Consider the following 13558-nt stretch of genomic DNA (forward strand, 5'->3'; position numbering starts at 1 on the left):
TATGCGTTTAATAAACCTGAGTTTCTTCGCCGGCGTTTTCGCCGGGTTGCCCGATATCGCTCTGTGGGCGCTTCGCGGGATTCACTACGGCGGAAATGGCGTTGAGCGCGTTGCTCAGCACCTCGTCGTAAGGGGCTCTGGCGTCCAGCTCGATGATGCGCGCACCGTTGTACTGCAGGCGCACCATGGCGGCGATCTTGTCTTTCAGCTCTTCATAGCTGTGATCGGGCTTGCGGGAAAATGCCGTATCGACGTCGATATCAAGGCGAATGATCAGCGCCGGCCGATAGACGGCCATGTGTTGATATAAACGGCGTTCGCGCGCCGCCAGGCGGCTCAATAGCCAGCCTTTTGCGCGTTCCACGCCGATGCCGGGCCCATCGTAGTAAAAACCTGAAATTTCCGCCTGCGGGTAGCGATCGCTGACCACCAGCACGCCGCTCTGCGCCAGCCGTCGCACCTTGCGCAGGTTGGCGGCGCGCCACAGCGAAAAGCCGTACATGATCAGCGCCGCCCACAGCGCCGGCGGCCTGTTGCTCATGCGCTGGGTTTTATCGGATTTGGCCGCGAGGCGCCGTTCCAACCACACGCCGATGAACGGCAACTTCTTGATTTTGTCGCCGTCTTCGCCGGAGATCAGCCCCAAATAGCGGCGCTCCGTGGGGCGATGTTGCTGCAGGTTTTTCACCAGATCGGCGGTCAGCGTGGACTTGCCCGTGCCGTCGCTGCCCACCACGGCAATCAGCCCGGTGATGCAGGTGGGAGAGGTATCCTGTTCGGCGGTGAGTTTATTTTTTTTCATCTGTTTCGGTACGAAAAGGTTATTTGGCGGCTAGGCATTGGCGGCCCTCAGCGATATTTTAACGGCGCGCAGTGAGGCATCGAAAATACGGTTAGCCGGCTCGCGGCCGTCTAAATCCAATATGTTAGCGCCATTAAACGTCAGGTGCGGGATGACGGCGATCTTTTCACGCAACGCCGCCAGCGAGTGATCGGGTTTACGTGAATAGGCCGTTTGTTCGTCAATATCCAGCCGAATTAATAATAAGGGCTGATAAGACGCCATCCATTGGTACAGCTTTTGTTCGCGCTTTCTCAGCCCGCGGATCCAGCGATTGCCGCCGGCGGTTTTCGCCAGCTGCGGGCCATCGAAACGAAACCCTGCCACTTCGGCCTGCGGATAACGATCGGTGATCAGCAATGCGCCGCTGCGGCTTTTCTTCAGCATGCGACGGAATTTATAAACGCGCCAATAGGAGAGTAAAAAAATTACCAGCGCCGTGGCATTATCCGGCGGTGTGGAAGGGCGCTCATGCACGCGCTGCGATTTCTTCAGCAAATAACGCCCGAAGGGCGCGCCAATAATCGGCAGCGAACTGATCCATTCGCCGATGCGCCCGGAAGACTGGCCGAGATACAGCAGTTCGGCAGGTTCTTGCGCCGATAAGGCCTCGACCAGGCTGGCAGCTAACGTGGATTTTCCCGAGCCGTCACAGCCGGTTATCGCTATTACGCGCACGGGCGAGCGATCAGATGAAGGTCTTATCTGCTGACTCACAATAATTGATCCAATGCGAAAAAAACTATTGTATTCCAATACGCCTTGGGTTCAAGATATTTATTGTGCTTTGCTGCGATAAAATAATGAGATTGGTATTCTTGTTCGCTATTTGAATTGATATTTATGGCGTTCGTTCTTGTTATTTTGTGCTAATTGTTCGTGCGCGCGCCGGTTTCGCTTTTTATGTTAATTCCCGGCAGGGCTCACGATGAAAAAAGAGCAGAGGTTTTCAATTTTCGCTTAATATTTTGTGCTTTTTGGCGCCGCGCTACGGTAAATTTTTTCACGTAGCCGCCACGGCAATGATAAGCGATAGGTCGCTTCAAATATGGCACGCCGTTTCTGGTGTATTGAAAGAGAGTCTTATTATGAGTGCAAAATTTCCGCCGCTGATTGCGGTTATCGGCAGCGACGGATCGGGTAAGTCCACCGTTTGTGAACATCTGATCGCGTATATGAAACATTATGGCCCGGCGGTGCAAGTGCATCTGGGCAAACAGGCGGGCAACGTCGGCCGCGCGGCGGCGAAATTGCCGCTGCTCGGGCGCTCGGTGGGCAAGGCTATCGAGAGTAATACCAAAAAAGTCAAAACGAAAAAATCCCGCATCGGCCTGTTGCCGTCGGCGGTGATCATCGCTTTCGTGGGGCGGCGGCTGCTGCGTTTCCGCCGCATGCTGGCGTACCGTCGGCAAGGTTTCATCGTGTTGACCGACCGTTTTCCGCAGGCGCAAATCCCCGGCGCTTACGACGGTACGGTTTTTCCCGTCGACGTGGAAGGGAGCCGTTTTGTCCGTTGGCTGGCGGCGCGCGAGCGGGCGGCGTTCCAATGGATGGCGGGGCAAAAACCGGATCTGGTACTCAAGCTGAATGTCAGTCTGGACGTGGCCTGCGCGCGTAAACCCGATCACCGCAAAGCGGCGTTGGAGAAGAAGATCGCCGTCACGCCGTTATTGACGTTCGAAGGCGCCGACATCGTGGATCTCGATGCCGATCGGCCGATCGAGGAGGTGCTTTCGGCGGCGGAAAAAGCCATCGGGGAATTTATGGCGGCGCAGGGTTATCGCTATTCGGCTGATGGGGTATCAACGGCTGCGCACTGAAGTGCGCAGCGATTCGGCAGGGCGGCGATACCATTTTGGCACCGCCGCCGCGGCCGAGAGGGAAGGCTTTACTTTTTCAGCGCCGCAAAGGCGCGCACGATGGCGTCTATCTCTTCATCGCTGTGCGCGGCATTGACGCTGCAGCGCAACAGGGTGACGCCCGCCGGCGCGGCCGGTGGCAGCACCAGGTTTACATACACCCCGTGGGCGATCAGCTCGCGCCAGAAACGCAATCCTTCTTCTTTTGAACCGATCATCACCGGCACCACCGGGCTGATGCGCGGCCCCAGGGTATACCCCAGTTCGGCGAGGCCGTGGTACAGACGGTGCGCGTTGCTCCACAGCTTTTCCCGCAGCTCGGGATGGCGCGCGATTTTTTGCAGCGCCGTGCGCACCGATGCGATGCTGGACGGCGACGGCGAAGCGGTAAAGATATACGGCCGGCTGCTGTAGCGCAGCACGTCCATCCCTTTGCCGCCGACGGCGAAACCGCCGATTGAAGCCAGGCTTTTGCTGAAGGTGCCCAGGATAATATCCACGTCTTGCTCGACGCCGAGCGCTTCGGCCAGGCCGCGGCCGTGCTCACCCATCACGCCGAAGGAGTGCGCTTCGTCGACCAGCAGATAGCCGCCGAGCCGCCGCTTGATATCGACGATTTCCACCAGCGGGGCGACGTCACCCAGCATGCTGTAGATGCCTTCCACGATAATGATCGCCTCGCGGGCCCGCTCGCCCAGGCGCACCATGCGGCGCTCCAGATCGGCGGCGTCATTGTGGCGGAAGCGAATAATCTCCGCGCCGCCGAGGGCGCAGGCGTCGTAAATGCTCGCGTGGCTGTCTGCGTCGATCAACACCACGGCGCCCGGCCCCGCCAGGGTGCTGATGACGCCCAGGTTGGCGGTATAGCCGGTGGAGAAAACGATAGCGCTTGGGCGATCGAAGAATTCCGCCAGCTCCCGTTCCAGCGTCAGGTGCGATCCGTAGCTGCCGTTCGCCATGCGCGAGCCGGTGGTGCCGGTGCCGAGTGCGGCCAGGGCCGCCTGGCCGGCGGCGATCGCCTGCGCATCGAACGTCAGGCCAAGGTAATTATTGGTGCCGGCGAGGACAATCTTTTGATCGCCGATGCGCCCCTGGGTGGCGGAATAGACTTCGTCGATGCAGGTGCCGAACGGATTCAGACCGGACGTTTGAAATTGCTCACGGTCATTGGCGAGCCGCGCAAACTTATCATACAGTCCCATGGTTTTTCTCCAGATAAGGGCGCAGCGCGTCAAGCAGTTGCTCAGGCGTTCTGACATCAAGCAATATATTGATAGGAATGGAGATATCTAATTCATCTTCCAGCATCATCAGCAGATCCAAGACTCTGATGGATTCCAGGCCAAGATCATTGACGAGATCGCTATCAGGTTTTATTTCCACTCCGCCTTCGACGATACCTTGCAAACACGTCAGGATATAATCCATTACAGCATCGCGATTTAGCATAAGAACGTTGACACACCTCTAATTGGAATAATTAAAACAGCCCTTCGCGCAGTGCGCGCTCCAAACTTACCTGTGGAAACCAATTAATCTGTTGCGACAGCGCGTGATTACTGGCGGACCAGTCGTGATGCGTTAATTCGCGTATTTTGCTGCGCGTCAGCATCGGCTCTTGTTTGACCAGGCGGTTCCACACCACGCTGATATCCGCCAGGGCTTTCAGCAGCGGCAGCGGAATGCTCACCAGACGCACCGGCCCGTGACGCACGGCGGCGCCGATGTCGCGCAGGCGCAGCCAGTTATAGCCTTCGGCCACGCCGTCGCACAGTTCGTAAATATTCGGCTGCGCGGGTTCGGCCTGCACCCATTGGCTGACCGCCTTTGCCAAATCGCTCACGTGCAGAAAAGTGAGCTTGGCCTCAGGCGCGCCCAGCCGGGGCAGTACGCCGCGCAGCAGGCCGTTGAACAGCGGTTTCAGCTCTTTATCGCCCGGCCCGTAAACCGCCGTTGGGCGGAAAATCCCCAGCGCGATATCGCCGGAGGCGGCGATGAGTTGCTGCTCGGCGGCCTGTTTTGAATGGGCGTACCAGGACAGCGCCGGATGGCGGGCCGCCAGCGACGACATGAACAAGAAACGATTGCAGCGGCCGTTTTGCCTGGCCGCCTGCATCAGGTTCAGGCTGCCGGTGACGTTGCAGCGGGTGAACACCGCTTCCGCATGCCCGCGCACCTGGCCCGCACAATGCACGACGTATTCTGCGCCGCGCACCAGCTCGGTGAGCGAGGGCCGATCTTCCAGCGCGCCGGGGATCCACTGCAGGTTGTCCGCGGCGGCTTTTCCGGCTTGCCGCGTCAGGGCGCGCACGTTAAACCCTTGCGCCAGCAGTTCCTGGACGATATGCCGGCCGATAAAGCCGGTCGCGCCCGTCACTGCGACGGTGCCGCTCATTGCGCGAAACCGGCCAACTGCGGCATTTGCGGATAGAGCGAAGCGCTCAGCCAGCGTTTTTTGGCCTCCGCACGGGCAGGTTTGCCCGATGACGTGCGGGGAATGCTGTGCGGCGGCAGCAGCTCGATGTCCACCGCAATGCCGAACTCGCTTTGAATGCGCGCGCTCAGCGAATGCACGATTTGTTCTCGGCGTTCTTCCGAACTGACTCGGCACTGGATTTGCAAAATGATCCTGGCCGCTTCGTCGTGTTCTTCAGTCACGAAGGCAATCGCATCGCCGGAACGGATTTCCGGTTCGGATTCCGCGACGTACTCGATATCCTGTGGCCAGATATTGCGGCCGCGAATGATGATCAAGTCCTTCTTGCGGCCGGTGACGTACAGATAGCCGTCCAGCAGGTAGCCCAGATCGCCGGTATCCATCCAGCCGGTCACCTGAATTTGCTTCTGAGATTCATCGTCGCAGAAATAGCCGTTCATCAGGCTGGGGCCGGAAATCGTGATATGGCCGACCTGGCGCTCCGGCAGCGGTTGCCCGGTTTCGCTGCGGATCTCGATGCGGTGGCCGGGCAGCGCACGGCCGCAGTTGACGAAGGTCGAGACGGCGCGGGTTTTTTTGCCCGGCGCGACCGCTTTACCCTCGTACTCCAAAATATCGCGGTCGACCGCGTTGGTTTGCGGGCCGGAGCAAGGATCGGAAAAGCTCACCGCCAGGGTGTTCTCGGCCAGGCCGTAACACGGCATGAAGGCTTTGCTGTCGAAGTTGATGCTGCTGAAGTGTTCGCCAAACTGGCCGAGCAGCTCGGCCGGGATCGGCTCGGCGCCTACGCCGGCAACCCGCCAGCTGGAAAGATCCAGATCGGCCAGCTCTTTGGCGTTGCTGCGGCGTAGACACAGATCGTAGCCGAACGGCGGGGCGACGGACACCGTGCCGCGATTCTTGGCGATCAGTTTCAGCCACTGCATCGGGCGCATGGCGAAATCTTGCGTGCGCAGATAATCGACGGACAGCTGGGTCGCCACCGGCGTCAGCAGGAAACCGACCAGGCCCATGTCGTGATAGAAGGGCAGCCATGAAACGCAGCGATCGCCCGCACGCAGCTTGATCCCGTCGCGGCTGATCGCGCTCAGGTTCGCCATGGCCGCCCGCTGGGTAATGATCACGCCGCGCGGGAAGCGGGTGCTGCCCGAGGTGTATTGGAGGTAGGCGATATCGTCGGGCGAAGGCGCGGGCAACGCGATCTCCGGCTCCGGCAAGGCGTTAAAATCCTCGTCGCTGAGGATGTGCATCGCCGACGTGTTTTCCGTGGCTGACGCGATGAGCGGTGTCCACTCTTCGCTGCTGATGATCGCCGCCGGGTTGCAGCTGGCGATCAGCCCTTTCAGTTTGGCGGTGTAGGAGTCGCGCTGGCCCACGCCCATCGGGATCGCCAACGGTACCGCCACCAGGCCGGCATATTGGCACGCAAAAAAGGCTTCGACGAATCCCGCGCTGGTTTCGGCTATAAGCGCTACGCGATCGCCTTTCTTGAGCTTCAGGGACAATAAGCGCCGCGCGCCCGAGATCGCTTTTTGCTGCAGCGTGCGATATTCGAGAACGGTCACGAGTTGATTGCGACGGTCGTAAAAATTCATTCCCGTATTGCCCAGCGCCGCGTAATCCAACGCGTCCACTAAAGTGGGGAAGTCCGCATAGCGCATAGGAAGAGAATGAACGGAACTTGTTTCAGACATAGACAAACTTAGCCATAGATTAAAAATCACCAAAAGAGAAAAATCACTCTTGGCGAGGTAATTGATGTTTTACTATGAATAGGTTTTTGAATAAGTTTGTTATTCAACCATCTTCATTCCGCGAACAGCGTATATTGCCGTGCTTGAGCGGCACGCCGGTTATTAACCGGTCAGAGCGCGAGTAGCCCGTGCTATCAGCCTGAACGGCACCCCGGCGATATACGAGAGGCTATTGTAATATCCGGGTTTCGCCGTTCTTTAGTCTGCATCTGTCGGGCAGGAAATAACTGTCGGCTCATAGGTTATGACCTCATGCATGGCTATCTTGGAACTTAAACACTTCCTAAACAGTATGCCGCAAGAAATCCAAAAGTGAACGATTCATTTAAGGCTAATCTTAAAAAGAGCATTAAGTGGTAAAGATGGCGGCACACCTCCTGATTAAAGTCGGTACACTAAAAACGGCGAGTTTCTTTTGCCATAACAGCACGAAATAATAAAAGAGCACCATTAGCGTAGCCTGGCTGCGCCGCTTTCTGTTTCCTTTTTTTATCAATTATGGACATCACAGGGTGAATGTAGAGCCAATAATGCGCTGATTCACAGGGGGTAATATTCGGTTTTTCTTATCATTGAACCGGAGGCAATACACAATCCAATAAAAGAGAACAGCATAAAAAATGCTAAAGGCGTTGTCGCGCGCTCATTTAATTATTTTATTAAAACGTAAGGCTATTTATGATCCGTATTGAGAAAGTTCTGGATAAACGCGAACTTAAAGAATTTATTGCTTTCCCCTCGCAACTGTTTCGCGATGATCCGAACTGGATTGAGCCGCTGCATATCGAGCGCGAAGAGCACCTGTCAAAGAAGAATCCCGGCACCGACCATATTGAATGGCAGGCATGGGTGGCCAAAAAACATGGCAAAGTCGTTGGGCGCATCACGGCGCAAATCGATTCTCTGCACCGGGAGCTGCATGGCGAGGATACCGGCCACTTCGGCATGATTGACGCCGTTGACGATCCCGCCGTTTTCAGCACCTTATTCACGGTCGCGGAAGAGTGGCTGAGATCGAAAGGCGCGCGTAAAATCACCGGGCCATTCAGCCTCAATATCAATCAGGAAAGCGGCCTGTTGGTCGAAGGGTTCGATACCCCGCCTTCCGCCCTGATGACGCACGCGAAACCCTACTACGCGACCCAGATAGCGCAACAGGGCTACAGCGAAGGGATTGATTTGCTTGCCTATTGGATGAAAAGAACCGATCTGCATTTTTCGCCGTCGCTGACTCGGATGATGGATCAGGTGCGCAAAAAGGTGACCGTGCGCCGCCTCAATCGCAAGCGCTTTCGCGAGGAGATGCAGGTGCTGCGCGAGGTGTTCAACTCTGGGTGGCAGCATAACTGGGGGTTTGTCCCGTTCACCGAGCATGAGTTCGCCACCATGGGGGATCAGCTGAAGTTTCTGGTGCCCGACGATATGATCCATATCGCCGAGGTGGATGGTGCCCCCTGCGCCTTTATTGTCGGCCTGCCAAACATCAACGAAGCGATTGCCGATCTGCAGGGGCGGTTATTGCCGTTCGGTTGGGCGAAGCTCTTGTGGCGGCTGAAAGTCAGCGGCGTGCGCACCGCGCGCGTGCCGTTGATGGGCGTGCGTCAGGAATATCAATTCAGCCGCATCGGGCCGATTATTGCGCTGTTGCTTATTGAGGCGCTGCGCGAGCCTTTCGCGAAGCGCAATATCGACGCGCTGGAAATGTCGTGGATCCTGGAAACCAATACCGGCATGCGGACGATTTTAGAACGCATTGGCGCAGTTCCCTATAAGCGCTACCGCTTGTTCGAGAAAACGCTTTAACCGGCTGATAACGCATCGCCTTTTCACGTTCTCAGAATAATAACCGCGGCAGGGTATTTTCGGGCGGTGCCGTTTCAGGGGCAGGGTGACGGCGCGTGAGGGAATGCATCGCCTCCTGGAAGAGAACAGTTAAGGTCCTTAATTAATAAACTCGTGATAAATTCACGCCGCGTTATTTATTCGCGAGTGATTGTCGCAGTCTTGACGAGAGCAGATTGTATGCCTGTGGAAAAGAAAAAAGGAATAAGCCGATTAACCTACAGCATAAGGAATTCCTGGGCCGGGTTTATTGACGCCGTGCTTACCGAAGATGCGTTCCGCCAATTATTGGTTATTAACGCCATTTTACTGGTTGTTACATTTGGTTTAGATATTACAAATATAGAGCGGCTGTTATTAATCACCTGCAGTTTTCTGCTATTGGTGGTTGAACTGCTTAATACGGCGATTGAAACCGTGGTCGATCGCATTTCGCTGGAATTACATCCGTTATCCAAACGCGCCAAAGATTTGGGCGGCGCAGCGCAGCTGGTGGCCGTGGTGATGACTATCATTATTTGGGGAATGGTGCTGCTGGGGCGATAGGGGCTTTGGTGGCTCAACCAGCAAGCCGGTTGCCGTGGCGATATAAGCGGTTATCATCGTTGTTTTGCGTCCTCTGCCATTTCAGCAAGGAGAGTTGGCCGTTATGCCCGTGAATTTTGATCTCAACGATCTTTATGCGTTTCGCGCGCTGGTGGAGTACGGCAATTTTCGGCTGGCCGCAGAGTCCATCTGCCTGTCGCAGTCGGCATTGAGCCGCAGGATTGAGAAGCTGGAAAACGCGCTGGGCATCAAATTGTTCGACCGCACCACCCGGCGCGTGACCTTGACGCTGTACGGGCAGGCCTTCGCCGAACGTTCGGAGCAGTTACTGATGAACGTCGAAGCGGTGATGGCCGATATCGATAAGGTCAGCCAGGAGCGGGTGGGGCTGGTCACCGTCGCCACGGTGCCATCGGCGGCCTACTATTTCATGCCCGACGTGATACGCCGTTTCCGGCTTCGCTATCCGCGCGTGCGCGTTAAGCTGATCGACGGCAGCGCAGGCAATGTCATCGAGGCGGTCACCGGCGGCCAGGCCGATTTCGGCATCTGCTTCGCCGGGCGGCTGCAGCCTAATCTTGAGTTTGTGCCGTTGGTGGGGGATGTCTACGTGGCCGCCTGCCGGCGTGACCATCCGCTCGCCGGTAAAAAGAGCCTCACCTGGCGGGAGTTTTATCAGCAGGATTACGTGTCGCTGGATAAAACCTCCGGCAATCGCAATCTGCTCGATCAGCGCCTGGAACACCTCGTGCCGGAACGCCCCAGCGTGTGTGAAACTCGCCATGTGACGACCATGCTGGGCATGGTTGAGGCGGGCATCGGCATTGCCGCCGTGCCCGCCATGTCGATGCCCGCTTCAGAGCATTCGGTGTTGACGTCGGTGCCGCTGGTCGATCCGGTGGTGAAACGCACCGTAGGCCTCATCAGACGCGGCGGCCGCATGCAGTCTTTCGTCGCCGCCGAGCTGGAAAAGCTGATTACTGAACAGTATCACTCTGCCTGACCGGCTGCGGTGCAGGAACGGTTCGCATGCCGGTCGCGCGAATGGTCGGCTGCGCCTGAGAGGAGGCGAGGAAGTCCAGCAGCGCTTTGCCTTCGCGGCGGTGCTCCGCCTTGGCGGTCACCGCGCCCGCGAAGCGGGTGATGTACTGCACGTTTTCCGGCAGCTCGCCGATAAAGGTCACGCCCGCCACGGGTAGCAATTCGCTGACCTGCTGGAAGCCCAGTGCGTATTTCCCCTTCGCCACTTCAGAGGCCACCGGAATGCGCTCAACCTTATGCGCTTTCCCTTTCACCTGTTCCTCGATACCCAGCTTTTTGAACAGTTGGCCGCTGACATAGCGGCCGCTGGCGCTGTCGGAATAGGCGAAAGAGTCCGCCTGCAGCAGGACATTGCGCAGGTCGGCATCCGTTTTTATCACCGGCTTGGGCGCGCCCTGTTTGACCACCATGCCGATCGGCGAATCGGCCAGCTCCACGCGCGAACCCGGCTGGGTCCAGCGCTCTTTTTCCAGTTGGGTGAGCGCGTCGCCCACCATGATCAGCACATCGGCTTGCTCTCCGCGCGCCAGCCGCGCGGGGATCGCCTGCGGCGTTTTGCCCATCGAGGGGCCGGACACCAGAATGATTTTATCGCCGCTTTGGGCTTCATATTCCGGGGCCAACTTCTCCAGCGCGGCTTTGAAGCCGCCGGAGATCATCACGGTCACGTCTTTGGCCAGCGCCGCCGTACTGCAGGAGGCGCACACCAGCGCGGCGAGGATCGAACGAGTGAGTTTTAGCATGACATCATTCCTTTTGAGATGGCGGCTTAGCGCGCGGTTTGCAGCGGCATGGCGATGCGGCGATACATATACAGCGTCGCCAGCAGGGCGCACAGCGCGGCGAAACTCATCCAGTAGCCCGGTGAAGCCTTGTCGCCGGTGTATTCGATCAACGCAGTGGAGACTACCGGCGTAAAGCCGCCGAACACCGCCGTCGCCAGGCTGTAGGCCAGCGAGAACCCGGCCACCCGCACCTCCGTTGGCATGATCTCCGTCAAGGCCGGGATCATCGCGCCGTTGTAGAGGCCGTAAATGAAGGACAGCCACAGCAGCACGGCCAGCATCATGCTGAAGCTGGGGGCGGCGGCGAGCAGGCTCAGCGCCGGGTAGGCGGTGGCCAACGTCAGCAACGTCATGGCGACCAGCACCGGTTTGCGGCCGAAGCGATCCGACAGCGCGCCGCCGATGGGCAGCCAGATGAAGTTGGAGATCGCCACCAGCAGGGTGACCAGCAAGCTGTCGGAAGCGCTGAGCAGCAGCACCTTTTTGCCGAAGGTCGGCGCATAGACGGTGATGAGGTAAAACGCGGTGGTGGTCATGGCGACCATCAGCATGCCGGCGATCACCACCGGCCAGTTTTTCAGCAGGGTTTTAAACACGTCGCGCATCGCCAGGTGGTGACGGCGAGCGGTAAATTCCTGCGTCTCTTCCAGCTTGCGGCGCAGGAAGAAGATGAAGGGAACGATCAGGCAGCCAAACAGGAAAGGCAGGCGCCAGCCCCATTCGCGAATGGCGCTTTCTTCCAGCGCCGCATTGAGCGCGAAGCCCATGGCCGCCGCCACCATGATAGCCACCTGCTGGCTGCCGGACTGCCAGCTGGTGTAGAAGCCTTTACGGCCCGGCGTGGCGATTTCAGCCAGATAGACGGACACGCCACCCAGCTCCGCGCCCGCCGAAAAGCCTTGCAACAGACGCCCGCACAGCACCAGCAGCGGCGCCCAAAGCCCGATGCTTTGGTAAGAGGGGATCAGCACGATCAGGAAGGTGCCCGCGGCCATGATCGACAGGGTGACGATCAGCCCTGTGCGGCGGCCGACTTTATCGATGTAAGCACCTAGCACGACAGCGCCGATCGGGCGCATCAGAAAACCAGCGCCGAATACCGCGAAGGTCATCATCAGCGAGGCAAATTCGCTGCTGGCCGGGAAAAAGGTGTGTGCGATGTAGGTAGCGTAAAAGCCGAACAGGAAAAAATCGAACTGTTCTAAAAAGTTGCCGGAGGTGACGCGCAGTATCGCGCCGGTTCTGGCCCGGGTGGTCATGGGTGAGGTAGAGGAATGCATCTTTATCTCCAGTTTGTTATTGGCGCTTGACGCCGCGCCTGTTGCTGAAGACTCGCTCAGGAAAATAAAGTAAATAAGCGCAATAAACGCATGGCGCGATGCGTTTGACGCATCAATCGGCGTTAACAATGTTGCCTAACCCGATGTAACGTGGCGTTAACAAGTTTGTCGCTCATTGCCCGCTGCGCAGAACGCCGAAAACGTTATGCGCTTTTTGTGACAGGGTTCATAAAGGGGCGGCGGGGAAGCGCCCCGTGCCTCTGAACGATTGTTCGATACCGTACGTAAAAAGATGAATACCTCGCACTGCGTTTGCAAAATACGTGGATGTACGTTCAGCCTTGCAGTATCCACGTATGCCTTTGCATGTTATCCCTGCGCCTCTCTGCTATAGCTTTACATCTATATAGTTACTGATCTATATTTTAGGGAGGTCCCGTGTGGGAAATTAAAACAACGGATGCATTTGATCATTGGTACAGATCGCTCAGCGATGCCGATCGGGCCGGCGTACTTGCCGCATTGATGGCCCTGCGGGAAAAGGGGCCGGGTCTGCCCAGACCCTATGCCGATACGGTTAAAGGCTCACGTTACAGCAATATGAAAGAGTTGCGCATTCAGAGCCGTGGCGAACCGTTGCGGGCATTCTTCGCTTTCGATCCGTACCGTATTGGCATTGTGCTTTGCGCGGGCAATAAAGCCGGCAATGAAAAACGCTTTTACGATCGAATGCTTCAGATTGCCGATCGGGAATTCACGAACTGGCTGAACACATTAAACGAGAAGGAGTGACGCGATGGGCAGAACGTTGGAACAGCTTATTGCGGATGAAAAGCCCGAGGTCGTGGCCAAAGCGCAGGCGCTGGCGGCGGACATCATGCTGAACATTCACCTTGCCGAGCTGCGTGAAAAAGTACAGAAAACGCAGGTTGAAATGGCGCAGGCGCTGGGGATCAGGCAGCCGACCGTTGCCGTGATGGAAAAACCGGGCCGCGATCTGAAACTGTCTTCGCTTAAACGCTATGTTGAGGCGGCCGGCGGCAAACTGCGCCTGGACATCGAACTGCCGGACGGCTCTCACTACGAGTTTGTGCTGTAAGCGCTAACGGCAGAAAGGCACAAAGCCCGCTCAGGTTCCCCGGAGCGGGCTTTGTGCACCAGGGCTCCTTTGAC

At 57.5% G+C, this 13558-nt stretch carries 14 protein-coding genes; 6 read left to right on the top strand and 8 right to left on the bottom strand.

Annotated elements, in window-relative coordinates:
• Positions 1–7 precede the first annotated feature (7 nt).
• Positions 8–802 carry a hypothetical protein gene (locus tag RE418_RS14540; protein ID WP_025303504.1) on the bottom strand — a complete coding sequence of 265 codons (795 nt, stop codon included), beginning with the start codon at positions 800–802 and terminating at the stop codon, positions 8–10.
• 30 nt (positions 803–832) lie between these two features.
• Positions 833–1558, bottom strand: a complete 726-nt coding sequence (locus RE418_RS14545) for a hypothetical protein (RefSeq protein WP_145956994.1) — start codon at positions 1556–1558, stop codon at positions 833–835.
• 371 nt (positions 1559–1929) lie between these two features.
• On the opposite strand from RE418_RS14545, the gene RE418_RS14550 reads away from it, so the two are divergent.
• On the top strand, positions 1930–2661 hold the full coding sequence (locus RE418_RS14550) for an ATP-binding protein (protein ID WP_025303502.1): 732 nt from the start codon (positions 1930–1932) through the stop codon (positions 2659–2661).
• Between the two features lie 68 nt (positions 2662–2729).
• On the opposite strand, the gene spt is transcribed toward RE418_RS14550, so the two are convergent.
• Genes spt through RE418_RS14570 form a run of 4 tightly spaced genes read right to left on the bottom strand, consistent with a single transcriptional unit; the run spans position 2730 to position 6831 of the window.
• Positions 2730–3902, bottom strand: a complete 1173-nt coding sequence (spt, locus tag RE418_RS14555; protein WP_025303501.1) for a serine palmitoyltransferase — start codon at positions 3900–3902, stop codon at positions 2730–2732.
• Positions 3889–4149, bottom strand: a complete 261-nt coding sequence (locus RE418_RS14560; protein ID WP_015378483.1) for an acyl carrier protein — start codon at positions 4147–4149, stop codon at positions 3889–3891. Before RE418_RS14560 ends, spt begins: the two co-directional genes overlap by 14 nt.
• Before the next feature lie 31 nt (positions 4150–4180).
• Entirely contained in the window at positions 4181–5095 is a 915-nt protein-coding gene (locus tag RE418_RS14565; protein WP_025303500.1) for an NAD(P)-dependent oxidoreductase, read from the bottom strand.
• A complete protein-coding gene (locus RE418_RS14570) occupies positions 5092–6831 on the bottom strand; it encodes a fatty acyl-AMP ligase (RefSeq protein WP_399675189.1) in 1740 nt (579 codons plus the stop codon). The genes RE418_RS14565 and RE418_RS14570 overlap by 4 nt, the downstream gene beginning before the upstream one ends.
• Before the next feature lie 738 nt (positions 6832–7569).
• Here RE418_RS14570 and RE418_RS14575 point away from each other — a divergent pair.
• The 3 genes from RE418_RS14575 (at position 7570) to RE418_RS14585 (ending at position 10282) form a co-directional block, all read left to right on the top strand.
• Complete coding sequence (locus RE418_RS14575; RefSeq protein ID WP_089181116.1) at positions 7570–8694, top strand: N-acetyltransferase; 1125 nt, start codon at positions 7570–7572, stop codon at positions 8692–8694.
• Positions 8695–8913: 219 nt separating this feature from the next.
• Positions 8914–9279, top strand: coding sequence for a diacylglycerol kinase (locus tag RE418_RS14580; protein ID WP_004935528.1), 366 nt, complete (start codon positions 8914–8916; stop codon positions 9277–9279).
• A 103-nt stretch (positions 9280–9382) separates the two neighbouring features.
• Positions 9383–10282: a LysR family transcriptional regulator gene (locus RE418_RS14585; protein ID WP_046896395.1), complete on the top strand. Its 900-nt coding sequence runs from the start codon at positions 9383–9385 to the stop codon at positions 10280–10282.
• Here the strand turns inward: RE418_RS14585 and RE418_RS14590 are convergent.
• Together RE418_RS14590 and RE418_RS14595 are read right to left on the bottom strand one after the other, a co-directional pair.
• Positions 10257–11063 (bottom strand): substrate-binding domain-containing protein, encoded by an 807-nt coding sequence (locus tag RE418_RS14590; RefSeq protein WP_049203514.1) that lies wholly within the window; start codon positions 11061–11063, stop codon positions 10257–10259. The genes RE418_RS14585 and RE418_RS14590 overlap by 26 nt on opposite strands.
• Before the next feature lie 26 nt (positions 11064–11089).
• The gene (locus tag RE418_RS14595; protein WP_089181115.1) at positions 11090–12385 is read right to left on the bottom strand and encodes an MFS transporter; all 1296 of its coding nucleotides are present in this window, start codon (positions 12383–12385) and stop codon (positions 11090–11092) included.
• Positions 12386–12823: 438 nt separating this feature from the next.
• Here RE418_RS14595 and RE418_RS14600 point away from each other — a divergent pair, with 438 nt between their 5' ends.
• Together RE418_RS14600 and RE418_RS14605 are read left to right on the top strand one after the other, a co-directional pair.
• On the top strand, positions 12824–13177 hold the full coding sequence (locus tag RE418_RS14600) for a type II toxin-antitoxin system RelE/ParE family toxin (protein ID WP_089181114.1): 354 nt from the start codon (positions 12824–12826) through the stop codon (positions 13175–13177).
• Positions 13178–13181: 4 nt separating this feature from the next.
• Positions 13182–13484 carry an XRE family transcriptional regulator gene (locus RE418_RS14605; RefSeq protein ID WP_016927038.1) on the top strand — a complete coding sequence of 101 codons (303 nt, stop codon included), beginning with the start codon at positions 13182–13184 and terminating at the stop codon, positions 13482–13484.
• Positions 13485–13558: the final 74 nt, after the last annotated feature.

The sequence above is a fragment of the Serratia sp. szju genome, from assembly GCF_044594185.1.
Lineage (GTDB): Bacteria > Pseudomonadota > Gammaproteobacteria > Enterobacterales > Enterobacteriaceae > Serratia > Serratia bockelmannii.